The sequence below is a fragment of the Limosilactobacillus caviae genome, from assembly GCF_014635905.1.
Taxonomy (GTDB): domain Bacteria; phylum Bacillota; class Bacilli; order Lactobacillales; family Lactobacillaceae; genus Limosilactobacillus; species Limosilactobacillus caviae.
Genome location: NZ_BMDS01000004.1, coordinates 84,994 through 110,894, shown reverse-complemented (window position 1 = coordinate 110,894; position 25,901 = coordinate 84,994). Strand labels below are relative to the sequence as shown.

Genomic DNA, 25,901 nt, shown 5'->3' with positions numbered 1-25,901 from the left:
TATGATATATTTACTCTTGAATCATCAATAAATAAGGGCCTAACATTTCTAAACCAATGTAAATAAATTTGTACAGTAAATCACTTACTATTTATCACTAAAAATTTACTTTTAATAAAGTCAGTTATTCTATCTTCACAAGGAATGTTATAATTTATTTAACCATTCAAAGGAGTGATATCAATGGCTTATGGATATATCACCAAGCTAAATGAAAAAGTAGAACGTCGGCATGTCCGTTACGATAATCGTTACGGGATAGCTATTGCGGCCGATATTTATACCCCTAAACATTTAAAAGAGGACCAATTATTACCAGCAATTATTATCGGGGCACTATATGGAAGTACCAAGGAACAAGCCGCAGCGGTTTACGCAAATAAATTCGCACAACTTGGTTTTATCACGTTGGCATTTGACCAAGTATATATGGGAGAATCTGCTGGCGAACCTCGACACGTTGCATCCCCTGACTTGTACGCCGAATCTTTTAGTGCAGCGGTTGACTATTTAGGAACTAAAGCTGCACATGTTAATCGGGAACAAATTAGTGTAATTGGAATTAGTGGTGGCGCAGGATTTGCGATCAGCGCGGCAGCTGTTGATACACGAATTAAGTCAGTTGTTACTATTTCACTGTATGACATGACAGATATTCGGGAAATGGCTAACCTGGCACCGGAACAACTATTCCAGCTTAAAGATCAATTATCTCGCCAGCGCTGGGATGATTTTGAAAATGGACAGCCCGATTACCATCCATCATTCCCTGAAACGCCATATGATAGTATCGATGATTTACCAAATCAGGATAATCTAACAAACGAATGGCTCCGTTTCTATGCTCTTAAACGTGGATTCCATCCTAATGCCCGCGGAACTGCAACTACTACTTCTAACCTTGCAATGCTCGAATTTTCTGCCATGGACTACATTAAAGAAATTTCACCGCGACCAATTTTATTTGTCTATGGAGATAAGGCTCACTCACGATCTTATTCCGAGCGAGCTTACTACCTTGCCGATCAGCCAAAGCAGAAACTCGTTATTGAAAATTGCGAACATATTGACCTCTATGACAACATGGAAAAAATTCCTGTTGACCAAATTGCAAAGTTTATAAAAGATAGTTTTAATAAATGATCTAAGACGTCAATTGGCACTTCTAATGCTAGTTGACGTTTTTATTTTATTTTACTTAATCACATAAGAACAATAGTTGAAGCTCCTCAGCACTATAGGCTATAAGAACGTGGTAAAGAAATGCCTGATTATTCTGAAAAATTAATTCTTAGCGAGCTAGATCGTATTCAAAGTGAGATTAAATATCATGTGCCGGAGCCATCAATTAATCTTCAATGGTTGTGGAATATTAAGTTTGAAAAACGGTACAGTAATTAGTATCAAATTTCTAAATAACATAAATAAAAGGACTGTCATTCAACGATTTACCGTTTAATGACAGTCCTTCTTAATATAAATCGGAATTACAAGATTTGAACTTGCGACCTCTGCGTCCCGAACGCAGCGCTCTACCAAGCTGAGCTAAATTCCGAAAAAATAAGCGCAACAGCCAAACTGTCACGCTTATTATAATAAGTGCACCCAGAAGGAGTCGAACCTTCAACCTTCTGATTCGTAGTCAGACACTCTATCCAATTGCGCTATGGGTGCATATAAGCGGAAGACGGGATTCGAACCCGCGACCCCCACCATGGCAAGGTGATGTTCTACCACTGAACTACTTCCGCATGTATTTGATAAGTTAACTCCTATCAACGATTATTAATATTACACGAAAACCTTACCAATGTCAATAAGAATTTTCAAAAATATTAAATGCGGATGAAGGGACTTGAACCCTTACATCAAAATGATACAAGATCCTAAATCTTGCGCGTCTGCCAATTCCGCCACATCCGCATGATAAATGGAGGATACAGGGCTCGAACCTGTGACCCCCTGCTTGTAAGGCAGATGCTCTCCCAACTGAGCTAATCCTCCATAAATAGGCTTGTTATATAAATCAGCCTATTCAATATATCATCTAAATCTTTTTTTGTCAAACTTTATTTAAGATTTAGTTCAATTAATTTTTCATCAATCATTGTTAATACTTTTTTAGCGGCAACAGGATCCTCAACAAAATCATATTTGTCGCCATCAATCATCATTTTAGGACTCTCATTATAATTCTCATACCATTGAATGTAACGTTCATTTAAATTTTTATAGTATGAATATAATGACGGGTCATTCGCAATTTGTTCAAACGAGCGTCCCCGCTTTTTGATCCGTTCAAGCATGGTCTCAAATGATACTCTAATCGTAATCAATAAGTTAGGGGCTTTTTGATGTGGTTGCTCTGGTAATTCCTCCATCATATTGCCTAATAATGAAGAATAAATATTTGACTCAGTCTCAGTTGCCCGGCCCATATCCGCATTTAACTTAAATAACAACGCATCTTCAAAGATTGAGCGATCTAAGACATTTAAATCGTTAGAATATGAACTTTTAATTTCATCAAGACGTTTATTTAAAAAGTAGATTTGTAGTAGGAATCCATACTTTTTAGGATCCTTATAAAAAAGCGGCAAGATTTTATTATCATCAACAGACTCATAAAATGCCTGACTATTAAGATGATCCGCCAATATCTTTGTCAAACTAGTCTTTCCTGCACCGATTGTCCCGGCTAAAGCAATCATTTATTTTTCCCCCTGTTTACAATCTAAAAGTCACGAACACAATTCTAACATTTAAAATAAAAAGGAGCGAGTATAATTTTTCTCGCTCTTTAATACTTATTAATCTTCTTTCGGCTCGTAGGATTCACCTTTTGTCCGCCGTGATAAATCAACTTTTTCAAGCGGAATTAAGTGCGTTTTATACCGAATTTTATAATAGAAGAAAAGAATTAGAAATAGTGGAATTCCCATATACGTAATTAAAATATTTTGCCAATCCATTTTTACAAAGGCATCAATATTTTGACCACAAATAACAACGATACATAATACAAGGGCAAATACCGGACCAAACGGGAATCCTGTTGCATGATACTTCAATTCAGATATTGTATGTCCTTGCTTTAAGAATGCTTTTCTAAAACGATAGTGCGAAATTGCGATTCCTAACCAGGCAATGAATCCACATAACCCAGATGCACCAATTAAATAATTATATGCTTTAGGACCAATAAATTGGGTTGCATAAGCTGCTAACGACACAACCATTGTACCAAGCAAGGCATAAATTGGAATTCCCCGACGATTTACATAACCAAAGATCCGCCATGCATATCCTTCACGAGCCTGTGAATAAAGCATCCGTGTTGAAGCGTATAGTCCAGAATTAGCAGCTGAAATTACTGCTGTTAAGATAACGGCATTCATTACACTAGCTGCAAAAGCTAATCCCGCACGCTTGAAAACAATTGTAAATGGACTCATCGTGATATTTGAAACATCTTGATTTAATAAGTTCTTGTCAGTATAAGGCAAAATACATGCAATAACAAAAATCGCAAAAATATAGAAAAGCAAAATCCGCCAGAATGTTGAATGAATCGCCTTTGAAACAGATTTTTCCGGGGTGGCTGCTTCCCCAGCAGTAATACCGACTAACTCTGTCCCTTGGAACGAGAATCCAGCAACTAAGAAAACACTAATAATTGCCGGTACTCCACCAACAAAAGGCGCCTGCTTATAGTGAAAATTACTTAAGCCGACTGGACGGCCACCCATAATTCCTAAAATAATCGCAACTCCAACAATTAAAAATACAACAACTGTAATAACCTTAATTAAGGCAAGCCAAAACTCAGTTTCACCATATGAACGTACTGATAAATAATTAATCAAGAAAATTAATACCATTACGGTCAAGCTAAAAATCCAGCCTGGAACATTAGGAAGCCAATAGTTCATTACGATTCCTGCAGTTGTTACATCAACAGGAATCGTAATTGCCCAGTTAAACCAATAGTTCCAACCAAGGGCAAAACCTAACGCAGGATCAACGAATTTTGTTGAATAAGCCGAAAACGATCCGGTTAATGGCATATATGTTGCCATTTCGCCTAAACTCGTCATTAGGAAATAAACCATAATCCCCATAATTCCATATGCTACTAATGCTCCACCTGGTCCCGCTGTTGAAATAGCGGATCCACTAGCGATAAAAAGTCCGGTACCAATTGTCCCACCAAGGGCAATCATCGATAAGTGACGTGTTTCCAGCGTCCTTTCCATCTGCCCTGTCGACTTAGCTCCATCTGCCATAAATATTTCCTCCAAATTTGTGTGCTAACGTCATCATTTACGAAGAGGATAAATTAAAAGGGTCTTCTGATCGGCAACCCTACCAGAAGACCCAACTTGAATACCTAGAATTGTTGAATCAATTTAGGAAGCGCCCCGCAACTTTCTGCGACAGTCCATAGCCTATTATGACTATGTCCCAACAGCTACCCGAAATAAGTTAGGCAGTGTTTCGGCATATTTCCCTTTCACCAGTGCTACGATGCTTATTCATCTAACACAAGCTACTAATAAAATATGCAACCTCTTCATCGAATGAAATTATACCCTACTCAAATAAAAATGCAAGTCTGATTATTTAACAATATATTGCCATAAGTCATCATGTTCATAAGTAAAGCCACATTTTATAAGCACTCGTTGAGACCGAAAATTGCTCTTTTTACACTCTGCATGAATAATGATTTTAGAAGGTAAGGATGAAATAACTTTGTGAAGTGAAAATGTCATTATTCCCTTGTTCCAATGGTCACGCTGCAAAAGATAGCCCAATTCATAATGATGAAGAAGACGTTTGCCTTCATCCCCATACCAATTGCTTAACACAATCATTCCAATTACCTTCTCATTCAGCTTCACCACTATAATATGATTTTTTTGAATAAATATCTTAATAGCTAAAATGCGATTTTCTTTTTTCCTTGGTAGCATCAAGCCCACTGTTTGAACTAATTCTTCATCGTCGAGTAGATTAACAATTCCATCTAAATCATTCCTATTTTTTATCGGTTCAACTGTAATTTTGTTCATCTGTTTTTCTCCTATTTCCCGGGAAATTTTCAAGAAAAAAGAGGGATAATTCTAAAAAATTTAGATTTCCCTCATTAATTGTTATTAAATTTCAACGCTACGTAAAAGCGGGATACGTTGTAACCGGGGAGCCCAGGCTACGTAAAGCCATTCAGCTACTTGCAGCCAAGCATATGCTAACAACATAGCACCAACTGTATCGAAAGGCCAGTGAGCATATAAGTATACTCGAGATACTGCTAAGAAGAAAACAGCAAAAATTAATAAAATTTGTAAAATCGTCCGAACAGAAGCCTTTTGGATAAGCGGAATAACTACTAAGAACAAGATTGCTACTACTAAGAAGAATCCTAAAGTATGTCCACTAGGAAAACTATACCCATCATCTGCTGGTAAGTGTTGGGCTGGGCGAACACGCTTAACAATATGCTTAACAACCGTTCCTAACACGTCACCGCCAAAGATTGTTCCAAGCGACCACAGTGCTGGAATCCGATACCCTTTCAACCATAAAATACCGGCAATGATGAACACCCATATTAAATCTAGAACAGGTTTAGCAAGAAAAGATAGCAACGTCATTAATGCATGGAACCAGCCAATTCCTTCAAGGCGCTGACTAGTAAATAGCGATTGCAAAACTGCATCGATCATCGTTACCACTGATGAATTAAACATAATTAATAGCATTAAAGCAATAAAGAAACCACCGCTTAAGGCGAAACGCCACCATCGATGATTATCACGTTCAATAAACATAATTAAGGATTCTCCTAACTTAAATTAATCAATCAGAAATGAGTATACCACACTGTCAAAAAATCCACCGTGACTTTTTTATTAAATATTTGCGAAAGTATATATAAACTCGATTCAAAAGCTCTCCTATTCCAAAGCCAAGAGTAATAGCCCCCACAATTACCACTACTTGATAGAAATAAACAGTAACAAGGTGATAATTGCCTATTGCAAAGTTTCGAACTACTTTATAAGCCTGTCCTCCTGGCACAAATGGAACTAATGCTGGAACATTAAAAACGATGATAGGCATTCTTTTTCGTCGCGCAGCAATTTGGCTGCATACCGAGATCAAAATTGCTGCAACTAAATTACTAAAGGCAAGGCCGACGCCGCTACAATAGTACATAACCCAATAAACAACCCAGACACCGCCACCAATAATTCCCGCCGTATTATAGGCCTTGCGCGGAATGTTTAGGAGAATGCCAAAACATACTGTTGATACATAACATAAAAGAAATTGTAATAATAAGTTACCCCAATTCATCTGTCATCCTCCTAGTTAAAGTGCAGAACAATTACAATTGCGCTTCCAATTGATACCGCCGTTAAAATTGCTTCAATTCCTCTCGTCGGCCCGCTAATTAAATTACCAGAAACAAGGTCACGAGCAGCGTTAGTTAACGGAACTCCTGGTACAAGCGGCATTACTGCACCAATAATAATGTCATTAATATTATTAGCAAGACGGAATTTAACGAAAAGCACTGCTAGTATTCCTATTATTAGTGAAGAACAAAATTCTCCGAGATACTGGATCTTGAATTTTCGCAGTAAATACGAAAAGGCCCCGTAGCCAATGCCACCAGCAATAAATCCCGCCCATGAATCAGCTATATTTCCGGTAAAGACAATCATTAACGCTCCACTTAAAATAGCAGCAGCAAATGATTCATACCAATTTTGCCATTTTGGCGATGTGTGACGGTCAATCTTTTTTAATTTAGCAAACGCTTGAGGAACATCGATCTTTCGACGGGCTAATTCACGAGAAACTTCATTTACATCTGCAATCTTGCTTAAGTTATTTTTTCGATGACGAATAGTAATCACTTGAGCATGTGGTTCATTAATTGTACCAACCACGATTCCTGTAACGGTTGTAAATGCTTGGAAGCCATGTAATCCTGCATTCTTTGCCATTCGGGACAGCGTATCATTAACACGTTCCATATTAGATCCATTTTCAATTAATAGTCTCCCTGCCAATAGACACATTTTTAACGCTAATGCCTGTCGTCGCTTTGTCAACATTGCCCTTCGCCTTCTTTAACTAAAAGATACTCCCTATTATCCACCCTTTATATCTTTACCTCAATAAAAAAACGACTGGAAAATTCCAGCCGCCCTTTTCTAGTCTTTAACAACATTTGCTGCTTGAAGACCACGTTCGCCTTCTTCAACATCAAATGTAACATGTTGTCCTTCATTTAATGACTTAAAACCATCGCCTTGAATTGCGGAAAAGTGAACAAACACGTCATCCCCGCTTTCACGAGTAATAAAGCCATAACCTTTATCGTCATTAAACCATTTAACAGTTCCTTGTTCCATCTTGGAAAATCCTCCTGTGCATTACGCACTGTAAATATAATTTGTAATTCATCTCAGGTGAAGAGATCCATTTGCAATGAAACAACCGAACCAACCGCACTTAAAAAAACTACATGAATCATTGTATCATATAAGTAAAAATTTACCTAATCTTTATTTACATTATCTGGTTCAATAAAGATATTATGTGATGCTTTATATGAAACATTGATTTCCTTATCATCATTCTCCTTACGAATAACAATCGGTCCTTCAAATGGTTCATGACGGACGACAATCACTTGCTCTTGTGGCCGTAATCCTAATTCCTCTAAGTAAGTTAATAACTCATGATTATCTAAGAAACGTTCCAATTCAACTTTTTCGCCATCATTAGCATCTGCCAGTAAGCGATGTGTCACATCTGGAAACTTACCATTAGCTGATGGAATCACACCACCATGAGGACAATGATCAGGATGCTGGAGAAAAGTATCTAGTGCAGTTGCTAGCCGATCACTTGTCTGGTGTTCAAGGATTTCTGCTTCTGAATGAACATCTGCAAAATTATAATGAAGCTTATCCACTAAAAACGTTTCCCATAAACGATGCTTACGAACAAGTTCTGCAGCGTACTTCTGTCCTTTTTCAGTCAGAGAAATACCAGCATACGGTTCATGAACTACCAGCCCTTCGTCAGCCAACTTAGAAATCATCTCGGTTACTGATCCAGCGGCAATTCCTAGTCCAAGGGAAATCTCTTTATTAGAAACTTTTTTATGACTACCGCCTAATTCAAAAATGATTTTTAGGTAGTCTTCCTTCATTGGAGTCAATCTGTTTCACCTCTGGGTATTAAAATTTGGCCTACGATCGGTCACTATATGTTTTTTATATATTAACATTGAACCCAAATTGATTATATCATATTATTAAAAGTGTAGTTTGGAAAGCCTAACTTTTTTGTTATCAGCTTTTTACAAACCCGCAATTGATCTTTACGGAGGAGTAGTTAATTTATGGACGAAAAAGTAACGGGGAAACGCTTTTTAGCGGTTACCCTCCTAAATGTAATAATTACAATTGTTGAGATTATTGGAGGTATTCTTTCCGGAAGTTTAGCCTTACTATCAGATGCTTTCCATAACCTAGGAGACTCGCTTTCCATTGTGCTAGGTTACTTCGCTCAGCATATTGGCGGACATCCAGAAAACCGCCAACGAACATATGGCTATCGGCGAGCTGAGATTTTGTCAGCATTAACTAACAGTATTTTCTTAATAGTCATCTCGATCTTTTTAATCATCGAGGCAATTAAACGGTTAGAGCATCCCCAGCATATCAATGGGGGAATCATGTTAACCGTTGCTGTAATCGGTCTTCTAGCAAACTTTATTTCAGCAGCCCTTTTACATGCTGGAAGCGAAGATAGCTTAAATGTTAAAGCGACATACCTGCACATCCTAAGCGATGCATTATCTTCAGTTGCGATTATTATCGGGGGAATTATTCTTACATTTGTTAACATCCCCTGGCTTGACCCAGCTCTAACAATCGGGGTTGCCCTTTACATTGTATATGAAGCTTGGCCAATTATTACTCAGACTATCAAAATCCTCATGCAATCATCACCTGATCTGGATTATGATGCTATTGAACACGACCTTAAGCAGATTGACGGCGTTACCGCAGTACACCATGTCCACGCATGGATGATTGATGAACACCGGATTATTTTCTCTGCTCACCTTAACTGTGATGATCTTCCCCTCAGCCAGGTTGAACGGATTTATAGTCAGGTTGAAAAGATTTTGCATGAAAAATATAATATCTGCCACGTAACTATTCAGGCAGAATATCATCGAGGAAAAGATGAAGAATTATTTAATACCCCCGTTGACGAAAAGAATGTTATCAATAACGACTTCCAAAATAACAAATAACTACGAAGAAACGACCAAAATCAGTTTTTCGCCGATTTTGGTCGTTTTTACTACCAGCTATTATGCTGCTCCGTTAATAATTTAGAGGAGAACTGCTATCTAAAATAGTTTTCCGACTCCATAGTGAATTGTAATGGTGATCAACCCAATAATAATATTTCGAATTACCGCCACCTTAACAAGTCCATTGCCAAGCTTAGAACTAATATATCCTGTTAATGCACTCGTCAATGCAACTGCCAAAATCACGGCATACCACTTATATGCTTCTGGCGCAAAAGTCATTGCCATTAAAGGAAATAGACCACCAGCAGCTGCAGAAAACAGTGATGAAAAGGCAGCATCCCACGGATTAAGATAGTGTCCTAATTCAATATCATACTTAACGCGGACAACAGTTTCTAACGGCTTTTTATTAAGAAGATCTTGGGCAATCTTAGTTGACGTTTCAGGAGTAACTCCCTTGTCAATGTAATAATCTCTGACAGCAGCTAACTCACCATTATAGTCTGTTTTTAATAGTTTTTCTTCTTTTTCAACCGCGGCTTTTTCAGTATCCTTCTGGGTTGATACTGATGCATATTCTCCAGACGCCATTGAAAAAGCACAAGCTAGTAAATCTGATAAACCAGCGATAAAGATTGTAAAACGATCGGTTGTCGCCGCAGCAACAGAAACTAGAACCCCAACAACAGTTAAAATTCCATCATTTGATCCTAACACACCAGCACGGAGAGTATTAAGCTTTTCTTCCATCGTTTGTTTTTGTCGCTTTTTTGCTTTCATAGCCATCATTTCTCATCTCCCTAACGCGCAAATAATTGTCCGATCAAGTATGTAACTCCCATGGTCAATAATCCAGCTGCCGCATTTCTAAACATTGACTTAATTCGATTAGACTTGCCTAATACCGCAGCAAAATATCCTGTAATTAATAATGCAATCAGTACGGCAATCGCAGTAGCTAAAATACGCGTATCCGCTGGAGAAACTGTTACAGCGACCATTGGTAAAATAGACCCGGTTGGAAATGAAATAAACGATGCAATCGCTGCCGCATAAGGACTGGTAAAGTCTTTGGGGTTAAAGCCATATCGTTCTTGAACAGCCGTCCCCAAAGCATCTTTTTCCATTAATTCCTTAGTAGCCTGATTTGCCAGTTGCGGGTCAATATCTTGCGCTTCATATTTCTTTTGAACATAATTGAATTCTTGTTGATATTGGTCTTTCAATCGTTGCTTCTCACTAATTAAGGCCATCTTTTGCGAATCCTTTTGGGTAGAAACAGAAACATATTCCCCCATACACATCGAAATCATACCGGCTAAAGTCCCCGATAAGCCAGAAATTAAAATTGAATAGGCATTACTCGTCGCTGCGGCAACCCCAATAACAATTCCCGCAATCGAAATGATTCCGTCATTTGCGCCCATTACACTTGCTCGTAAAACATTTACTTTTTGAGCTAAAGACATTTTTTTCTTGGGCAATTCTATCCCTTCCCTCTCATTAGTTTAGAATCATTATAACATAGAATATCCAAAAAACAACAATGATTAGCTGGTTTGCAAATCCAATTTATAAAGATTCTAACTACGCTATGCATAGAAAAAGCGATAGCTCAATTAACGAGCTACCGCAATAATCTTAAAAGAAATTAGTCTATTCATAGCTTTGAACTGTATTTGTCCGAATAACAAATACTGATGTTCCAGCATGACGGGCCATGTATGAAGCCTGTGAACCTACCGCTTTTCGGTTTCCCTTCTTACCAATTGAACCAACAACCAATAAATCAGGTTGGAAAGCTGGGATAACATGATTACAAATCCGTTCAGCTGGACGTTCACCCCGGTCAACAATCGCAGTAATCTTTTCTGGGTTAACCCCATAATCAATAGCCGCCTGAACGTATTCATTTACTCGTTGTCGTAATTCATCCTCACTGCTGTGAACATAATCCTTATCTAAGATTTGATACACATTCACGCGGTCAGTCTCCAAGATTGAAACGATCCCGATTTCTGATCCGTCACGTTTTGCCTTGTCAACCGCGTATGAAAAAGCGGCACGGGCATCTGGCGCATCGTCAACACCAACGAGGATCTTTTTGAACTTCTTTGGCTTTATTTCGAACATTAGTATTCTCCTTCCTATGTTCTCCTTTTAACGATAAAGCATTACTCGCTCCTCTTCGTTAAATCATATTGTTCACTCACTATGTTACTACTTATCTCAATTTTGTAAATAATTATTTTGGCATTCCTAAAATAAAAGTAATTTATTAAAGAATTTCATAATTATCTTGATAAATTAAGCTTTACACAATTATCATTTTGACGCTTTCTGGAACAAACTATATAATTGAAGTTACCTGCTTACTGATAATATAAATGAAATGGGGGTATATAACACATGTCAATGATTGAATTTCATAATGTGCAAAAATACTATGGTAAGTTCCATGCATTAAAAGATATTAATTTAACAATTGAGGCTGGCGAAACTGTTGTATTAATCGGCCCATCAGGATCTGGAAAAAGCAGTCTGATTAGGACTATCAATGGTTTAGACCCAATTAGAGATGGTCAATTAATCGTTAACGGATTTGATCTTGCCGATAAAAAGACCAATGTTAACTTAATCAGAAAAGACGTCGGCATGGTCTTCCAGCACTTTAACCTGTACAACAATAAGAGCGTTCTTGAAAACATCATGCTTGCGCCACGAATCGTCTTAAAACGGCCAGATGATGAAAACAGAGAACTGGCAATGCAGCTTCTTGATAAGGTCGGGCTTGCCAACAAGGCTGATAGTATGCCAGCACAGTTGTCTGGGGGACAAAAGCAGCGAATTGCAATTGCGCGTAGTCTTGCAATGAAACCTAAATGCTTATTATTCGATGAACCAACAAGTGCGCTTGATCCAGAAATGATTGATGATGTTTTAGACGTTATGAAAGACATCGCCAAAAATTCAAATATGACTATGTTGGTTGTGACCCATGAAATGGGATTTGCACGTGCAGTTGCCGACCGAGTAATATTTATGGCAGACGGTCAGATTTTAGAAGATGATTCAACAGAAAAGTTCTTTGGCGACCAGCCATCCACAGAACGTGCTCGTGAATTTATGAGTAAGATTAGCGGTCACTAAGGAGGGAACAATATGAAAAAGTATTGGCGATTAATTAGTCTTAGCGCCCTCCTCATTATGACCGTCCTGACACTATCTGCTTGTAGTAGTTCAATTTCCAAAAAAGATGTCTTAACTGAAGATATGCGTAGTCAACGAATTACATGGGGAGTTAAAACGGATACGCGGCTTTTTGGCTTAGAAAATATCCGAACCGGAAAACTAGAAGGATTCGAAATCGATCTTGCAACAGCTTTAACAAAGAAAATTCTCGGTCCAAATGGGAAGCCTACCTTTGTTCCAGTAACTAGCGGAACACGGGTGCCATTACTAAAAAACGGTAATATTGATGCAATCATGGCTACCATGACGATCACCCCCGAACGAGCTAAACAAGTCGACTTTACTCATTCTTACTTTGATGCAGGGCAGTCACTTTTAGTTCGAAAAGGAAGCCCAATTAAAAATATCAATGATTTAAACAAACGTGGCGCTGTTATCTTGGGAGTTGCGGGTTCAAATTCAGTAAAGAACGTTGCCAAATTTGCTCCTAAAGCCCGTGTGCTTCAATTATCAGATTATGCCCAAGCAATGACTGCACTTAAGTCAAAGCAAGGGGATGCTCTTACTACTGATAATGGTATTCTTTATGGAATGGCTGCTGAAAACCCTGGCTATGAAGTCGTTGGCGGCAATTTTACTAAAGAACCATACGGAATTGCTGTTAATAAAAATCAAGAACGATTCCGTAAGAAGTTAAACTGGGCACTAAAAGAAGTTGAAAAAGATGGAACTTATAACCGCCTCCTTCTTAAATGGTTCGGTGATGTCAAAGGATTTAATTATCAGGAGATGAAACGCTAATGTTAAACTTAATTGCAAATGAGTGGCATCCCCTTTTGACCGGTTTATGGAATACTATTCTCTGTAGTCTAATCGCATTAATTGGGAGCCTTATTATTGGAACTTTCTTTGCTTTGCTAGAAATTTCTCAACACCGTGTTGTTAAAATTATTGGTCACGTCTATGTTGAAGTCTTTCGTAATATCCCGTTGCTAGTAATTACAATGGCTTTCTTCTTGATTATCCCAATGTATATCGTCAAAATTAATGGTTTTACAGCGGGGACGATTGGCTTAACCCTTTATACTTCAGCTTTTATTGCTGAAACTGTCCGTGCCGGAATTAACTCAATTGACCCCGGACAAATGGAGGGAGCACTCGCTAATGGTCTAACTTATGGTCAAGCAATGCGGTACATCGTTTTGCCCCAAGCTTTTCGTGTGGTAATTCCCCCGCTTGGAAACCAGTTCATCAATCTAGTTAAGAATTCATCGGTGCTTGCCTTTGTCGCTGGCTTTGATCTTATGTACCAAGGTAATTTAATTGCAAACGATACGCTTGAAACAATGCCTACTTACTTTATCGTGGGGATAATGTACTTAATCATTACTCTTCCGCTAAGTTACTACATGCGGCATCTTGAAAAGAAACTAGCCTAGGAGGGATGAAAAATGCAAAACTTTATTGATGCTTATTCATGGATTAATATCCGTTTCCTCCTTGAAGGGCTATGGATTACAATCGAAGTTTCCCTTATTTCCATTGTGATCAGTTTTATTCTTGGAACGTTTCTCGGAATTATCCGTTATGCCAAAATCAAATATCTTTCAGCGATTGTGGGGTTCATTATCGACATTCTCCGTAACCTGCCACTCCTGTTAATTATTTTCTTCACCTACTTTGGCTTACCAAATATTGGAATAAAACCAGAAATTATCCCTGCAGCTATCATGGCCCTGTCAATCTTTGAATCTGCAATGGTAGCAGAAATTGTTCGTTCGGGGATAAATTCAATCGACTATGGTCAGACAGAAGGAGCCTTAGCAAATGGTCTTACTAAGTGGCAAGCATTACGAATTATTATTTTGCCGCAAGCAATTAAAAATATGATGCCGGCCTTAGTTAGTCAGTTTATTTCGTTAGTCAAGGATACTTCTTTGGCGACAATTATTGTTTTGCCCGAGTTGATGTATCACGCACAAATTATTTATGGTCAAAATACTAACTACATTATTCCAATGTTTGTTGCGTTGGCCGTCCTATACTTTATTGTTTGTTACTCCCTCTCATTATTTGCACGATACTTACATAAACATATTGCATAATAAAAAGATGTGACCGCGAAATTTTCCAGTCACATCTTTTATTTTTTAATATTGAATCATAAAACCGAAACGCTGGTGTTCGCCAGTCAGCCGATCTACATGCCGTTCCATTACCTGCCGGCGCTGTCCGTACATCATCCAAACTGTAATTCCGATAAATACGGCTAATTCAATCCCTGTTCCAATCCAATCCTGAATTGTAACTTTACCTGTCATCAGTGTCGAATCAGAAGCGACAAATGCCGTCCAATCTAACAAAAAGTGCATTATCATCGCTAACCATAGCTGACCAGTATAAACATAAACAGTCGCAAAGAAAAGCCCGATTCCCGCTGCACTAACAGCTTGTAGAATAGTCATGGACCATTCTTGCGGACCATAATTAGTAAGATGAACAATTCCAAACAAAATTGAACTGGTTGCTAAAGCTAGTGGAAGGCGTTGTCTTAGGTTGCGCCAAGCATAAAATAGAATGCCAAGAATTGCAAAACGGAATAAGCTCTCCTCCATTACTGCCGCTTCAAATGCAGATAAGGTAAAGTCCCAATTAGCATGGTGCAGGTTAGGCATTTCACCAGTGTTTAATGCCATAAAAATAATATCTACTAAAATTAGCCCGGCAAAAATCCACCAATTAAAATCACCGCTCCAATGCGGCTTTAATCCCGGCCAGGATAAATGCCATGTTCTCATTACTGTAGTAGTAAGAATAAAGAACGCAACAGCACCCACTGCACCAGTAGATAGCGTCAATAATAGAAAGTGGTTATCAACTAGGTCCGTTGGTAAAGCAATCAAGGGGGTAAAAACAACTTGTGCCAACCAGGCAATAAATATTAGCCGCTCAATACTCCAATTCATCAGTCCCCCAACCACGCTAGCAAAGGGCGCGAACATAATGAAATAGTAAAAAATCATCATTGTAACTACACCCCGTGATGGCAAATGCAGTAGCACGATAATTTCACGAACCATAACGTCCCATGCAAAAACTAGAATTATCGGCTGAGTTATTACCTGCAGCCACGCGTTTAACTTTTTTACTAGCAACGGCAAATTAGGAAGCAATTCAAAAGTTAGACCAATCGCTAAAATTGCAACCATAATCAGCAATGCTAATGCAACTGTTTGACGATTAAACTCGTAATTACGAATCATCATCATTGCCAAAATGACCAGGGTTGCCCCAATTTGAACCCGATACCAGATCCTTAAATAATCGTTTCCGGTCATTTAACCTCACCCTCTCTGGGAAATATAAAATAATTGCTAAATATGATCATACCAAACAATCTCCTTAGTTTTAAGGACAAATCCTCTTTTTTTAGTTTAAACCAGAAAAGAACTTACAGGCAAAAAATCTGCAAGTTCTTTTTGTATTGCTTATTTAGTATTTCCGGTCGCAACCGCTTGTTTTTCTTTAACATTCTTCTTTTTAGAATGATGCTGCGAATTACGGTGGTTATGGTTACTTGACCGCTCACCCTTATGTGATTGGTTATTTTTATTATTTGGACGACGATAATGCTGGTTCTCTGAACGATTATTACCATTCAAAATCGTTACCATCGGAATAATTACCGGACGACGACCTGTTCGATCATAGAGCAGTTTTTGTAGCCTGCTAATAATTGTCCGGTTAAGTACCCGTTGGTCAATATGTTTATGATTCTTAAAGGTATTAAGAATTGCCCAGAACACTTCATGGTTAGCAGCCTTAATCAATTCTTGTGATTCATGCATATAAACAAAACCACGCGAAACAATATCTGGACCGGCAACAATTTGATAGTCCTTTAGATCAACAACTGCAATCGCGGTTACAACCCCTTCTTCAGATAGTAGGCGTCGTTCACGAATCTCAGGGTTCCCAACAGTATCACCGGCATCACGACCATCAATATACACATCGCTGACACTATCAATGTGATCGGCAACACGACAAGAGTCCTTTGTTAAGGCTAAAACATCCCCATTAGATAGGACAAAGCTATTTTGCTTAGGCACACCAGTCATTTCAGCTAACTTAGTGTGAATCTTTTGCATCCGGTATTCACCGTGAACCGGCGCAAAGAATTTCGGCTTCATCAAGCGGAGCATAAACTCTTCATCGACTTGACCACCGTGCCCGGATGTATGGATATTATTAACATAACCGTGAATAACATTAGCACCGTCTTCTTCAAGCTTATTGATCAAGGCATTAACGCTAGTCGTGTTACCCGGAATTGGGTTACTTGAGAAAACAACGGTATCCTCAGGCTGAATGGTAATCTGGCGGTGAGTTCCGTTAGCAATCCGACTAAGCGCCGCCATTGGTTCACCCTGCGATCCAGTACACATGATCAATACTTTTTCTGGTGGATAGTTATTAATTTCGTTTTGGTCAATCAATGAGTCTTTAGGGATATTCAGGTAACCGAGTTCTTGACCGGCCGTAATCGCATTCTCCATACTACGGCCAAAAACAGCAATCTTACGCCCTTGAGCAATGGCTGCATCAGAAGCTTCACGTAAACGATAGACGTTAGAAGCAAAGGATGCGAAAATAATCCGTCCCTTGATCCGTTCAAAAATACGCCGAATGTGAATATCAACCCATCGTTCAGACTTAGTAAATTCCGGTCGTTCTGCGTTTGTACTATCTGAAGTCAGTAGTAAAACACCATCATCGCCTAGTTTAGCCATTTGTTGAAGATTTGGACCAGGCAAATTCCCAACCGGTGTCAAATCAAACTTAAAGTCCCCGGTTTGAACAATTGTCCCTTGCGGAGTATGAACTGCAATCCCTAATGTATCAGGAATTGAGTGGGTTGTCCGGAAGAAACTAACCCATAATTTCTTAAAATGAACCTCATCAAATTCATTGATTTCATGCAACTCTGCGTTTCGTAATAGATGTTTTTCTTCCAGTTTTCCCTTAATCAAAGACATCGCAAAGGGACCTGCATAAATTGGTGCATTAACCTTTTGCAGGAAAAATGGAAGACCGCCAATGTGATCTTCATGACCGTGGGTGATAAAGATCCCCTTAATCTTATCTTTATTTTCAATAAGGTAGTCATAGTTTTGAATTACATAGTCAACCCCCAGTAATTCATCTTCCGGGAATAAAACACCACAATCAATTACGATAATTTCATCTTGAAATTGTACACAATACATATTTTTACCAATTTCGCCAAGACCACCCATGGCGTAAAAGGCAACTTCATTATTTTTTATCTTTAACTTTGCCATAATACCTTTCCTTTTATAGATTTTTATAACGTTAATTAACGGAAATTTAAGTAAGCCAAAAGAACCGCTTTGTTTGGGCAAGGTCGGTTACTTTATTCTAATTTTATTTCTTGGCACTTAACTTTATTATTTTAATCCGTACGTAAAACTAATGTTATTTTACCACATCTACAAATTTGAAGGTAGTAATAAAGGAATGAAAAATAACCTTCTTAGCAAGCCATTATTCATTCCCTTAAGTTAATCTCTAATTTAGTCTTCTTCAGGTAATTGTTCTTCTTTTTCTGACCATGCTGTCATCCAATCAACAACCGGTTCTCCATCTTCTCGATATTTAACATCCGTCAAGTCCGCTAAAATTTCTTGATATGCGGGCTTACTAAGCCGGGTACTTACTTCAGTCAGCTCATGGTGATCCATAAACTGATTATCGCGTAACACTTGGTTAATCGTTGCAATCAGTTCATTTGAAACACGCGATCCTAGAATTTCCAAACTTCCTTTACTATATTGACTAACATAAAAATCAATAAATGAATTAAGGGCATTTTGCTTAGCGTCCTCGCTTAACTCACTGTAACTTAAACCCGATGTAGTCACTTATGGTCTCCCTTTCTAATTTTCCTTTACCTTGTCATCTTTACCATACCACAAAGTTTCTTTTGCGTTAATTATCCGCCTTATTGCGGTCCCGGACATGAAGACTGGTTTTATCGTCAGTAATTACCGCATAAACTTCTTTAGTCGGGTCTTCAGCTAAGGGCCCTAGTTTTACCTCGCCCTGTTTTTCCCCAGTCTGTTTTATTTCCATAATGCAATCAGTAATAAAACGCGTAAAAATTTTATGAAGCTCACACCGTTCCTGCTCTTTTTTTACTGCCGTTGTTAAAGTAAAGCCTTGATCTAGAAATACCTTAATTGTAAATACTTGAAAAATTGTTGGAAAACTAAAGTAATGATTCTTATTTTGCTCATCTTGGTCTGAACTTATATAACCCTTTCTTTCCCAATATCTTAATTGACTTGTAGATACTCCCGTTACTCGAGACACTTCACTCATACTTATTTTAAGCTGTTTGCTAACAATCATTTTCCTAATTTGTTCAGAAAGCGGATCCATATTTCTCTCCTTCAACTTTATATTCTACTGTTAAATTATCAAAAATCCGTTATCTTTGTCAAATTATTTGACAAAGATATTAAATAGTATTATATTCTTCACATTGCATAAAAATATAAAGGGGGATTCTATTCGTGAATCAAGAGCAACAACCCGTTGATATTAATGGCAAGAGTTACAATCGTTCCTTAATGATCTTTGTATTATTAATCGGGGCCTTTTGTACAATCTTAAACCAGACCATTCTATCAACCGCCTTTCCGGCATTAATGAATGCATTTAATATAAGTACTGCTACCGTTCAATGGTTAACTACCGGTTTTTTATTAGTTAACGGAATTATGATCCCCGTCAGTGCTTACCTTACTAGTCGTTTTAATACCAAGAGTCTTTTTATCATTGCAATGTCGATTTTTGAAGTTGGAACCATTATGGCATGGATTGCTCCATCATTTGCGGTCCTATTAATGGGACGGCTTGTTCAAGCAGTCGGTGTTGGAATTAACATGCCGCTGATGCAAAATATCATGTTAACGGTATATCCACCTGAAAAACGGGGAGCAGCCATGGGGATTAATGGTCTTGTTATCGGTTTAGCTCCTGCCATCGGTCCCGCCCTCTCTGGTTGGGTTATTGACAATTTTAGCTGGCGTTGGCTCTTTGGAATGATCGTTCCAATTGCCGCCCTAGTAATTATCGCAGGTATTTTTGCCGTTAAAAATGTTATTCCAAATGCTAAGCCAAGTCTTGATTGGATTTCAGTTATCATTTCGACACTAGGATTTGGAAGTATGCTTTATGGTTTCTCCAGCGTTGGTGATAAAGGATGGACAAACCCTATCGTCTTCTCAACAATCATTGTTGGAGCAGTCTTAGTTGCCTTCTTAATTATTCGCCAAAATAAACTAGACGAACCATTTCTTGAATTCAAAGTCTTTGAGAGTAAAGAATTCTCACTCGCAACTATCTTAAGTTCAATTGTTATGATGGCGATGGTTGGGGTCGAATTTGTTATTCCTCTTTATCTTCAAATTATTCATGGAATGTCAGCTTTCCATTCTGGCCTTACATTACTGTTTGGGGCATTATTCATGGGATTCATGAGCCCAATTACAGGGAATTTATTTGACCGTTATGGAGCTAAACGACTTGTCTTTACGGGGATGTTCATTTTAAGTGTTGGTACAATTCCATTTGCCTTCATTACTCGTGATACTCCAACCATTTATATTGTCTTCCTATACGCGGTCCGAATGTTTGGTATTTCAATGGTAATGATGCCTGTTACAACTGCCGGAATGAATTCTCTTCCTTATAATTTGATTTCTCACGGGACAGCAGTTAACAATACGGTTCGCCAAGTTGCTACTTCAGTCGGAACTGCAATCATGATTTCCGTGCTTACGAATGTTACAAATAGTAATAAACCGGCTCATTCGTTGCTTGTTCAAGCGCCATTACAATACAAGGCTAAGATGTTCGATGCAACCTTGATGGGATATCACGCTGCCTTCTGGTTTGCAATCGCCTTTTCACTAATTGGTCTCGTCCTTGCCCTCTTTGTTACTAGTGGTAACGGAATTCATCTAAAAATTGATAAATCTGCTAATAAAGGAGGGGAAAAGTAATGGTCATTATTTTAACTTTTCTGGGCGCAATCGCATTCTTTGTATGTATGATGTTTATCCAGCAAAAAAATTTACGAAACATCTTAGCAACCATTACGGGAATTATTTTTATTGCCTCCACAACGTTAATGACGTTAAACTACAGTCACCATTTTGGGATGCATCAAGTAACAACTACCACAACTACGCGTATTTACTCCGCTTCTAATTCAACGATGCCCCTTGCCCTCTATCAACCAGTAGGGAAAAGCGGTCAAGATAATGTCTATATCTATAACACAAAGCCAAAACAAAAAACGCCCCACCATACTCAAGCAAACGAGTATACTACCAGCCGCATCAAATGGACAAAAAATGATACGCCACAGTTAGTCACAACTGAGACTCGTTGGCAGTATAAAAACAATTTTTATAAAGTCCTCTATGCATGGTCTGGGATGGATAATACATTAGTTAAGCGTACAAATGTATTAGAATATCCACAAACATATATTAAATTAACAACTAGTCAGGCCAACAAGCTTTCAAAGATTACAAAATCAGCCGCTGGGAAGCATTTACAAGCACAGGCAGCAGAACAGGGACGGGCATTTGTTACTGCAAAAGTTCAAGCAGCAATGGCTAAGAATCCGCAAACGAGAGTAGTTCAACTAGTTCGTCAGCAACAAATTCATCACAAAGCGTTAAGCAGATTTTAAAACAAGTTAAATAAAGGACTGTAACATAAATCCTACTACTTAGATAAAATACAAACAGCGCAGTACACAAATGAGCTCCAGTGTTCGGCAAATCCGAACGCTGGAGCTCTATTTGTGCTTGCGGGATGATTCACTCCCTTTAGTTAAACACTGCTGGCATTGCAGATGTAAAGGTTAATTGTTTAAGGGTAAACGGATCCATAAAACTAATTTTACTTGCATGAAGCAGCTGATGATCATACTTACTCGTATCTCCGCCATAAAGATGATCGCCAATCAGCGGGTGACCAATTGAAGCAAAGTGAACACGAATCTGATGCGTCCGTCCGGTATGCAACCGCACTCTTACTTGAGTCCAATTATCTTCCTGCTTTTCAACCCAATATTCGGTTAAAGCGCGTTGACCATCTTTTGCAATTACCCGGGCAATTTTACCTTCGCGGCGAGCTATTGGTTTATTTATTTCACCATGCTTATCCGTTAACGAACCTTCTACTAATGCCATGTATTCCTTAATCATTTTATGTTGTTGAACTTGCTGACTGATCATACTGGAGGCAATATGATGCTTAGCTACCAGCAAAAGTCCTCCTGTAAACCGGTCTAATCGGGTAATCAGATGCGGACGTAAATCAGCGGAACCGCTAGAAAGCAGATACCCCTTTACCCTGTTGAGTACTGTTCCGTTTAAGATCGTTGGTCCGGGAATTGATGAAATTCCTGCCGGCTTATCAACCACTAGCCAGTTATTATCCTCATAAACAATATTTAATTGCTCGTTACTAACTGCAACACTCTCGTCTGCCGGTTCTGGCTGAGCTTTAACCGTTAATGGTTGGTGTGGCAGAATTTGCGTAGTCGGTCGAACCTGCCGATGATCAACAAGGAATTCGCCTTCACCATTTTTCAAATCGTTAAATAATCGATGGCCCATTCCTAGTGATTGAAGATATTTTTTTATCTTAATCGGCTCTGATCCTTGGTATACCCATGTATTTTCCATATTCAGTACTTTCCCTTCTAAGTTTTTATGTACAAAAAAAGAGCTGATGACATGTATCACAGCTCTCTTAATTATGACGGTCCGTACGAGACTCGAACTCGTGATCTCATCCGTGACAGGGATGCGTCCTAAACCAACTAGACCAACGGACCATTTGACAACAAATAAAAGTATACGAAACTTTTTAACATTAGTCAACATCTTTTTTTATTATTTTACTTTTTATTTTTCCAATGTATACCCATAGTTTATAATGAGAGTACTAGCTATTATTAAGGAGGAGTTTTTAATGCAACAGTTGGGCAAACGCCTATTAAACTGGTGGTCAAAATATTCAAAATTTATAAAAGTAGTATTTGTGACCTCGGTTTTAATCTTCGTCATTCTTGCCCTTGGTAGTTTCTTTAAGACAGTCAAATGGCATGAAGTTGGCGTTGGATTAGCAAATCTTTCATGGGAAAACATCATTTTCCTACTAATTACCGGATGTATCGCCGTTATTCCAATGCTAGGCTATGACTTTGCAATCACCCGTTTATTACCCGGGAAATTTAAGAAATTATATATTATTAGATGTGGTTGGATAACTAATACTTTAACTAACGTTGCCGGTTTTGGTGGAATTCTTGGCTCTACATTACGAGCTTACTTCTACCGAAAAAACGCAACGAAAAAGGAAATTCTTCTTGCTATCTCTAAGATTGCCGTCTTTTTGCTTTCTGGTTTATCTGTTCTTTGCTGGGTAGCGTTAATCATTATGTTTGTATTTCATGACGGTGGACATTTTAACCAATATGCGCTTTGGCTTGTTGGCGGTGGGCTCTATTTCCCGATTGTTTTCTATTTTACTGTTATTCATAATAATAAATTATTTAAGGATGTTACCCCTAAAATAGGGTCTTTCCTCGTTGCCAGTTCAACCTGTGAATGGTTATTTGTCGCCCTATTCTTCTTATTAGTAGGTTGGTGCTTAGGGATTCGTCATAACTTAATTAGTGTATTACCATTATACGTCGTTGCACAGGTTTTAGGGGTCCTTTCAATGATTCCCGGGGCGCTTGGCTCATTCGACCTGTTAATGATGCTTGAACTGTCATTGCTTGGCGTTCCCCAGGCAACCGCTGTTATTTGGTTATTATTATTCCGTATTTTCTACTATATTGTCCCATTATTTATTGCTGGAATCATGTTTCTACATTCTCTTGCATCACAAGTCAACCAGTTCTTTGATGGCTTGCCGTTATTGATGGTTCGGAAGACCGCCTACTTTTTAATTACAACATTTATGTATGTCTCTGGTATTTTAATGCTAATCACAGCATCAATTCCAGATATTACCGCACAGAATAAAATTATTGCACGCCTCTATCCTTATACGTTCTTCTTCTTGCATCAACTGACAACAGTCCTTTTCGCACTAGCAATGCTTGCCTGCGCTCGGGGATTACAGTCAAAAGTAAAAAAGGCTTATCTCCCAACATTAATCTTATTAGTGATTGGAATTGCAAATACTATCTGGAACCTTGGCACGCTTAGTCTAACAATTTACCTAATTATTGTCCTAGTTCTTGTGTTATTATCTCGTCACGTCCTTTACCGCAAAAAGCTGGAATATTCAATCGGTAAGTTTGCCATTGATAGTCTTATTTTTGCCGGTGCTTGTATTTTATACGTGATTGTCGGCGTCATTAACGCCCCCCAGTACTCAAGCAAGCACCATATTCCCGACTTTCTTTTCTTTCCTGGAGAAAAGATCTGGGTGTCTGGACTATTCGGACTAATTCTTGGTCTCCTGCTAATTTTCTTTATTCTTCGTTACTTTATGGCCGGGACAGATCCATTTAATATGCCAATTGTCTTCAATGCTGACCGTGTCCGTAATGTAATCAAAGAATATGGTGGCAACGAAACTAGTCACCTTGCTTTCCTCAAAGACAAAGCGATTTATTACTACAGTGTAGCTGATCATGATCAACTATTCTTTATGTATCGGCGCAAATATGACCGGTTAGTAGTCATGGGAGACCCTGTTGGTGACAAATCCAGTTGGCGACCGGCATTACGGCAATTTGTCAGAGAAGCAGATGATTATGGCTATCAATTAGTATTTTATGAAGTATCTAGCGACATGACCATGCTCCTACATGAATTTGGGTTTGATTTTATTAAGACTGGAGAAACAGGGTTAGTCAAACTTGCCGATTTTACACTTGCAGGTAAGCGTCAACGATCACAACGAGCCTTAATGCATAAATTTGACCGCGAAGGATATACTTTTTCTGTAGAAGAACCACCATTTAGTAAAGACCAGTTAGCAGAAATGAAAAAAGTTTCAGATAGCTGGCTTGGTAATGAAGTTGAAAAAGGATTCTCGCTTGGCTTCTTTGATTCGTATTATATCAATCAAGCTCCAGTGGGGGTTGTCCGTAATAAAGACGGGAAAATGGTTGCTTTTGCGACTTTCATGCCAACAGGTGGTAAAGAAATTCTTACAATTGACCTCATGCGTCATAGTAAAGATGCACCATCAGGAATTATGGATAAAATTTTTATCAGCATGTTCCAATATGGTCAAGAAAATGGATATACTTACTTTGATTTAGGAATGGCCCCCCTTTCTAACGTTGGAGAATATCAATTTAGTTTTATTGAAGAAAAAGCTGCCCATTTTATTTACGAATACGGATATCACTTGTATGGTTTCCAAGGATTGCGACGATATAAAGATAAATATGCCACAGCTTGGTACTCCCGCTATACTGCCTTCCGTAAAAAGAATTCAATTATTGCGACAATGATGATTTTAGTCAGCGTTGTTAACCAACGTGTTGATCAGCAAAACCACCGTTCAATTTTCTGGTGGATAGCTAAATAGAAAAGGTTCGTAAAAACAAAATCAAGGCCTCTAGAGTTCAAATTTACCGAACGCTAGAGGCCTATTTTGTAACTTGGGACTTATATCACAGCCCCTATATTTATTATTTTTGATCCATCAAATAATCATAAAGCATCTCATGCTTAATCTTATCAGTATTATAACCTAGTACTTCTGCAATTTGATAGGCAAAAGCTAAGGCAGTGGCTGGACCACGGCTCGTGATGATCTTCCCATCGTTATCCACAACCGTAATATCTTCTTTAAACGTTGCAGTTGGCGCGACCTTAGCAATTTCCTCATTAATACCTGGAAAGCAAGTATAACAATGGTCATTAAGCAAGCCATAACGTGCTAATGCGATCGGCGCAGCACACATAGCAGCATCCCACTTATTTTCTGCATTTCGCTTTTGCATTAACTTCATCAACTGGTCATTATCACGAAGTTTCTGAGCACCGCCACGACCACCGGGGAATGCAACTACATCATAATCAAGTAAGCTATCGTCCATTACCTCGTCACATGTTAATTCAATATTATGGTCACCTGGCACATGGATATCTTCTAAGCCAACCATGGTTGTATCAATCCCCATTCGTCTAAGAACATCAACAATCGTTAATCCTTCAACTTCTTCACAACCCGGTGCAAACATAACAGCAACTTTTGCCAAAATATC

The 25,901-nt window shown here is 38.5% G+C and carries 26 protein-coding genes, 6 tRNA genes and 1 riboswitch; of the genes, 9 read left to right on the top strand and 23 right to left on the bottom strand.

Annotated features, from left to right (window positions below; genetic code table 11):
• Positions 1 to 183: 183 nt before the first annotated feature.
• Positions 184 to 1,143, top strand: a complete 960-nt coding sequence (locus IEU90_RS06610; RefSeq protein ID WP_153709910.1) for an alpha/beta hydrolase — start codon at positions 184 to 186, stop codon at positions 1,141 to 1,143.
• 338 nt (positions 1,144 to 1,481) lie between these two features.
• Here IEU90_RS06610 and IEU90_RS06605 read toward each other — a convergent pair.
• From IEU90_RS06605 to IEU90_RS06545, 13 genes are all read right to left on the bottom strand, one after another.
• A tRNA-Pro gene (locus IEU90_RS06605) sits at positions 1,482 to 1,555 on the bottom strand.
• 45 nt (positions 1,556 to 1,600) lie between these two features.
• A tRNA-Arg gene (locus IEU90_RS06600) sits at positions 1,601 to 1,674 on the bottom strand.
• A gap of 5 nt (positions 1,675 to 1,679) precedes the next feature.
• Positions 1,680 to 1,751, bottom strand: a tRNA-Gly gene (locus IEU90_RS06595).
• 89 nt (positions 1,752 to 1,840) lie between these two features.
• Positions 1,841 to 1,923: transfer RNA gene (locus tag IEU90_RS06590), tRNA-Leu, on the bottom strand.
• Between the two features lie 8 nt (positions 1,924 to 1,931).
• Positions 1,932 to 2,004: transfer RNA gene (locus tag IEU90_RS06585), tRNA-Val, on the bottom strand.
• Between the two features lie 65 nt (positions 2,005 to 2,069).
• Positions 2,070 to 2,711 (bottom strand): deoxynucleoside kinase, encoded by a 642-nt coding sequence (locus IEU90_RS06580; protein ID WP_153709909.1) that lies wholly within the window; start codon positions 2,709 to 2,711, stop codon positions 2,070 to 2,072.
• 99 nt (positions 2,712 to 2,810) lie between these two features.
• On the bottom strand, positions 2,811 to 4,286 hold the full coding sequence (locus IEU90_RS06575; protein ID WP_153709908.1) for an amino acid permease: 1,476 nt from the start codon (positions 4,284 to 4,286) through the stop codon (positions 2,811 to 2,813).
• Positions 4,287 to 4,406: 120 nt separating this feature from the next.
• A riboswitch (Lysine riboswitch) is annotated at positions 4,407 to 4,582 on the bottom strand.
• Between the two features lie 37 nt (positions 4,583 to 4,619).
• On the bottom strand, positions 4,620 to 5,075 hold the full coding sequence (locus IEU90_RS06570) for a GNAT family N-acetyltransferase (RefSeq protein ID WP_188357903.1): 456 nt from the start codon (positions 5,073 to 5,075) through the stop codon (positions 4,620 to 4,622).
• A gap of 84 nt (positions 5,076 to 5,159) precedes the next feature.
• Entirely contained in the window at positions 5,160 to 5,834 is a 675-nt protein-coding gene (locus tag IEU90_RS06565; protein WP_153709906.1) for a phosphatase PAP2 family protein, read from the bottom strand.
• Between the two features lie 55 nt (positions 5,835 to 5,889).
• Positions 5,890 to 6,363 carry a threonine/serine exporter family protein gene (locus IEU90_RS06560; RefSeq protein ID WP_153709905.1) on the bottom strand — a complete coding sequence of 158 codons (474 nt, stop codon included), beginning with the start codon at positions 6,361 to 6,363 and terminating at the stop codon, positions 5,890 to 5,892.
• An 11-nt stretch (positions 6,364 to 6,374) separates the two neighbouring features.
• The gene (locus tag IEU90_RS06555) at positions 6,375 to 7,130 is read right to left on the bottom strand and encodes a threonine/serine exporter family protein (protein WP_153709904.1); all 756 of its coding nucleotides are present in this window, start codon (positions 7,128 to 7,130) and stop codon (positions 6,375 to 6,377) included.
• 99 nt (positions 7,131 to 7,229) lie between these two features.
• Entirely contained in the window at positions 7,230 to 7,430 is a 201-nt protein-coding gene (locus IEU90_RS06550) for a cold-shock protein (RefSeq protein WP_019252698.1), read from the bottom strand.
• A 146-nt stretch (positions 7,431 to 7,576) separates the two neighbouring features.
• Entirely contained in the window at positions 7,577 to 8,245 is a 669-nt protein-coding gene (locus IEU90_RS06545) for a metal-dependent transcriptional regulator (RefSeq protein WP_153709903.1), read from the bottom strand.
• A 183-nt stretch (positions 8,246 to 8,428) separates the two neighbouring features.
• Here IEU90_RS06545 and IEU90_RS06540 point away from each other — a divergent pair, with 183 nt between their 5' ends.
• A complete protein-coding gene (locus tag IEU90_RS06540) occupies positions 8,429 to 9,352 on the top strand; it encodes a cation diffusion facilitator family transporter (protein ID WP_153709902.1) in 924 nt (307 codons plus the stop codon).
• A gap of 99 nt (positions 9,353 to 9,451) precedes the next feature.
• Here IEU90_RS06540 and IEU90_RS06535 read toward each other — a convergent pair whose 3' ends face one another.
• The 3 genes from IEU90_RS06535 to IEU90_RS06525 form a co-directional block, all read right to left on the bottom strand.
• Positions 9,452 to 10,144 (bottom strand): VIT1/CCC1 transporter family protein, encoded by a 693-nt coding sequence (locus tag IEU90_RS06535; protein WP_153710030.1) that lies wholly within the window; start codon positions 10,142 to 10,144, stop codon positions 9,452 to 9,454.
• A 14-nt stretch (positions 10,145 to 10,158) separates the two neighbouring features.
• Positions 10,159 to 10,842, bottom strand: a complete 684-nt coding sequence (locus IEU90_RS06530) for a VIT1/CCC1 transporter family protein (RefSeq protein ID WP_153709901.1) — start codon at positions 10,840 to 10,842, stop codon at positions 10,159 to 10,161.
• A gap of 172 nt (positions 10,843 to 11,014) precedes the next feature.
• Complete coding sequence (locus IEU90_RS06525; protein ID WP_153709900.1) at positions 11,015 to 11,491, bottom strand: universal stress protein; 477 nt, start codon at positions 11,489 to 11,491, stop codon at positions 11,015 to 11,017.
• A 276-nt stretch (positions 11,492 to 11,767) separates the two neighbouring features.
• Between IEU90_RS06525 and IEU90_RS06520 the strand changes: the two genes are divergently transcribed.
• From IEU90_RS06520 to IEU90_RS06505, 4 genes are read left to right on the top strand one after another with little or no spacing between them, the layout of a single operon-like run.
• A complete protein-coding gene (locus IEU90_RS06520) occupies positions 11,768 to 12,508 on the top strand; it encodes an amino acid ABC transporter ATP-binding protein (RefSeq protein ID WP_153709899.1) in 741 nt (246 codons plus the stop codon).
• A gap of 12 nt (positions 12,509 to 12,520) precedes the next feature.
• Entirely contained in the window at positions 12,521 to 13,351 is an 831-nt protein-coding gene (locus tag IEU90_RS06515; protein WP_188357902.1) for a glutamate ABC transporter substrate-binding protein, read from the top strand.
• Positions 13,351 to 13,989 carry an amino acid ABC transporter permease gene (locus IEU90_RS06510; protein WP_153709897.1) on the top strand — a complete coding sequence of 213 codons (639 nt, stop codon included), beginning with the start codon at positions 13,351 to 13,353 and terminating at the stop codon, positions 13,987 to 13,989. Before IEU90_RS06515 ends, IEU90_RS06510 begins: the two co-directional genes overlap by 1 nt.
• Before the next feature lie 12 nt (positions 13,990 to 14,001).
• The gene (locus tag IEU90_RS06505) at positions 14,002 to 14,655 is read left to right on the top strand and encodes an amino acid ABC transporter permease (RefSeq protein ID WP_153709896.1); all 654 of its coding nucleotides are present in this window, start codon (positions 14,002 to 14,004) and stop codon (positions 14,653 to 14,655) included.
• A gap of 45 nt (positions 14,656 to 14,700) precedes the next feature.
• Here the strand turns inward: IEU90_RS06505 and IEU90_RS06500 are convergent, their stop codons facing one another.
• The 4 genes from IEU90_RS06500 to IEU90_RS06485 form a co-directional block, all read right to left on the bottom strand.
• Complete coding sequence (locus IEU90_RS06500) at positions 14,701 to 15,888, bottom strand: CPBP family intramembrane glutamic endopeptidase (protein ID WP_153709895.1); 1,188 nt, start codon at positions 15,886 to 15,888, stop codon at positions 14,701 to 14,703.
• A 150-nt stretch (positions 15,889 to 16,038) separates the two neighbouring features.
• Positions 16,039 to 17,895 (bottom strand): ribonuclease J1, encoded by a 1,857-nt coding sequence (gene rnjA, locus IEU90_RS06495; protein ID WP_153709894.1) that lies wholly within the window; start codon positions 17,893 to 17,895, stop codon positions 16,039 to 16,041.
• A 252-nt stretch (positions 17,896 to 18,147) separates the two neighbouring features.
• Positions 18,148 to 18,495 carry a DUF3368 domain-containing protein gene (locus IEU90_RS06490; RefSeq protein WP_188357901.1) on the bottom strand — a complete coding sequence of 116 codons (348 nt, stop codon included), beginning with the start codon at positions 18,493 to 18,495 and terminating at the stop codon, positions 18,148 to 18,150.
• 67 nt (positions 18,496 to 18,562) lie between these two features.
• Positions 18,563 to 19,015: a MerR family transcriptional regulator gene (locus IEU90_RS06485; RefSeq protein WP_153709893.1), complete on the bottom strand. Its 453-nt coding sequence runs from the start codon at positions 19,013 to 19,015 to the stop codon at positions 18,563 to 18,565.
• 134 nt (positions 19,016 to 19,149) lie between these two features.
• Here IEU90_RS06485 and IEU90_RS06480 point away from each other — a divergent pair, with 134 nt between their 5' ends.
• Both IEU90_RS06480 and IEU90_RS06475 read left to right on the top strand, forming a co-directional pair.
• Positions 19,150 to 20,643 (top strand): MDR family MFS transporter, encoded by a 1,494-nt coding sequence (locus IEU90_RS06480; protein WP_188357900.1) that lies wholly within the window; start codon positions 19,150 to 19,152, stop codon positions 20,641 to 20,643.
• Positions 20,643 to 21,341: a DUF4811 domain-containing protein gene (locus IEU90_RS06475; RefSeq protein WP_188357899.1), complete on the top strand. Its 699-nt coding sequence runs from the start codon at positions 20,643 to 20,645 to the stop codon at positions 21,339 to 21,341. Before IEU90_RS06480 ends, IEU90_RS06475 begins: the two co-directional genes overlap by 1 nt.
• Positions 21,342 to 21,480: 139 nt before the next feature.
• On the opposite strand, the gene IEU90_RS06470 is transcribed toward IEU90_RS06475, so the two are convergent.
• Both IEU90_RS06470 and IEU90_RS06465 read right to left on the bottom strand, forming a co-directional pair.
• Positions 21,481 to 22,344 (bottom strand): RluA family pseudouridine synthase, encoded by an 864-nt coding sequence (locus IEU90_RS06470; protein WP_153709891.1) that lies wholly within the window; start codon positions 22,342 to 22,344, stop codon positions 21,481 to 21,483.
• Positions 22,345 to 22,421: 77 nt separating this feature from the next.
• Positions 22,422 to 22,496, bottom strand: a tRNA-Asp gene (locus tag IEU90_RS06465).
• Between the two features lie 137 nt (positions 22,497 to 22,633).
• On the opposite strand from IEU90_RS06465, the gene mprF reads away from it, so the two are divergent.
• Entirely contained in the window at positions 22,634 to 25,219 is a 2,586-nt protein-coding gene (gene mprF / locus IEU90_RS06460; protein ID WP_188357898.1) for a bifunctional lysylphosphatidylglycerol flippase/synthetase MprF, read from the top strand.
• A gap of 103 nt (positions 25,220 to 25,322) precedes the next feature.
• Here mprF and IEU90_RS06455 read toward each other — a convergent pair whose 3' ends face one another.
• A complete protein-coding gene (locus IEU90_RS06455; protein WP_153709889.1) occupies positions 25,323 to 25,895 on the bottom strand; it encodes a DJ-1 family glyoxalase III in 573 nt (190 codons plus the stop codon).
• Positions 25,896 to 25,901 lie beyond the last annotated feature (6 nt).

What these genes read in the sequence shown, in the direction of transcription:
- IEU90_RS06610 (WP_153709910.1), top strand. Translation starts at nt 184, where the DNA reads ATGGCTTATGGATATATCACCAAGCTAAATGAAAAAGTAGAACGTCGG.
- IEU90_RS06580 (WP_153709909.1), bottom strand. Translation starts at nt 2,711, where the DNA reads ATGATTGCTTTAGCCGGGACAATCGGTGCAGGAAAGACTAGTTTGACA.
- IEU90_RS06575 (WP_153709908.1), bottom strand. Translation starts at nt 4,286, where the DNA reads ATGGCAGATGGAGCTAAGTCGACAGGGCAGATGGAAAGGACGCTGGAA.
- IEU90_RS06570 (WP_188357903.1), bottom strand. Translation starts at nt 5,075, where the DNA reads ATGAACAAAATTACAGTTGAACCGATAAAAAATAGGAATGATTTAGAT.
- IEU90_RS06565 (WP_153709906.1), bottom strand. Translation starts at nt 5,834, where the DNA reads ATGTTTATTGAACGTGATAATCATCGATGGTGGCGTTTCGCCTTAAGC.
- IEU90_RS06560 (WP_153709905.1), bottom strand. Translation starts at nt 6,363, where the DNA reads ATGAATTGGGGTAACTTATTATTACAATTTCTTTTATGTTATGTATCA.
- IEU90_RS06555 (WP_153709904.1), bottom strand. Translation starts at nt 7,130, where the DNA reads ATGTTGACAAAGCGACGACAGGCATTAGCGTTAAAAATGTGTCTATTG.
- IEU90_RS06550 (WP_019252698.1), bottom strand. Translation starts at nt 7,430, where the DNA reads ATGGAACAAGGAACTGTTAAATGGTTTAATGACGATAAAGGTTATGGC.
- IEU90_RS06540 (WP_153709902.1), top strand. Translation starts at nt 8,429, where the DNA reads ATGGACGAAAAAGTAACGGGGAAACGCTTTTTAGCGGTTACCCTCCTA.
- IEU90_RS06535 (WP_153710030.1), bottom strand. Translation starts at nt 10,144, where the DNA reads ATGGCTATGAAAGCAAAAAAGCGACAAAAACAAACGATGGAAGAAAAG.
- IEU90_RS06525 (WP_153709900.1), bottom strand. Translation starts at nt 11,491, where the DNA reads ATGTTCGAAATAAAGCCAAAGAAGTTCAAAAAGATCCTCGTTGGTGTT.
- IEU90_RS06520 (WP_153709899.1), top strand. Translation starts at nt 11,768, where the DNA reads ATGTCAATGATTGAATTTCATAATGTGCAAAAATACTATGGTAAGTTC.
- IEU90_RS06515 (WP_188357902.1), top strand. Translation starts at nt 12,521, where the DNA reads ATGAAAAAGTATTGGCGATTAATTAGTCTTAGCGCCCTCCTCATTATG.
- IEU90_RS06510 (WP_153709897.1), top strand. Translation starts at nt 13,351, where the DNA reads ATGTTAAACTTAATTGCAAATGAGTGGCATCCCCTTTTGACCGGTTTA.
- IEU90_RS06505 (WP_153709896.1), top strand. Translation starts at nt 14,002, where the DNA reads ATGCAAAACTTTATTGATGCTTATTCATGGATTAATATCCGTTTCCTC.
- IEU90_RS06500 (WP_153709895.1), bottom strand. Translation starts at nt 15,888, where the DNA reads ATGACCGGAAACGATTATTTAAGGATCTGGTATCGGGTTCAAATTGGG.
- rnjA (WP_153709894.1), bottom strand. Translation starts at nt 17,895, where the DNA reads ATGGCAAAGTTAAAGATAAAAAATAATGAAGTTGCCTTTTACGCCATG.
- IEU90_RS06485 (WP_153709893.1), bottom strand. Translation starts at nt 19,015, where the DNA reads ATGGATCCGCTTTCTGAACAAATTAGGAAAATGATTGTTAGCAAACAG.
- IEU90_RS06475 (WP_188357899.1), top strand. Translation starts at nt 20,643, where the DNA reads ATGGTCATTATTTTAACTTTTCTGGGCGCAATCGCATTCTTTGTATGT.
- IEU90_RS06470 (WP_153709891.1), bottom strand. Translation starts at nt 22,344, where the DNA reads ATGGAAAATACATGGGTATACCAAGGATCAGAGCCGATTAAGATAAAA.
- mprF (WP_188357898.1), top strand. Translation starts at nt 22,634, where the DNA reads ATGCAACAGTTGGGCAAACGCCTATTAAACTGGTGGTCAAAATATTCA.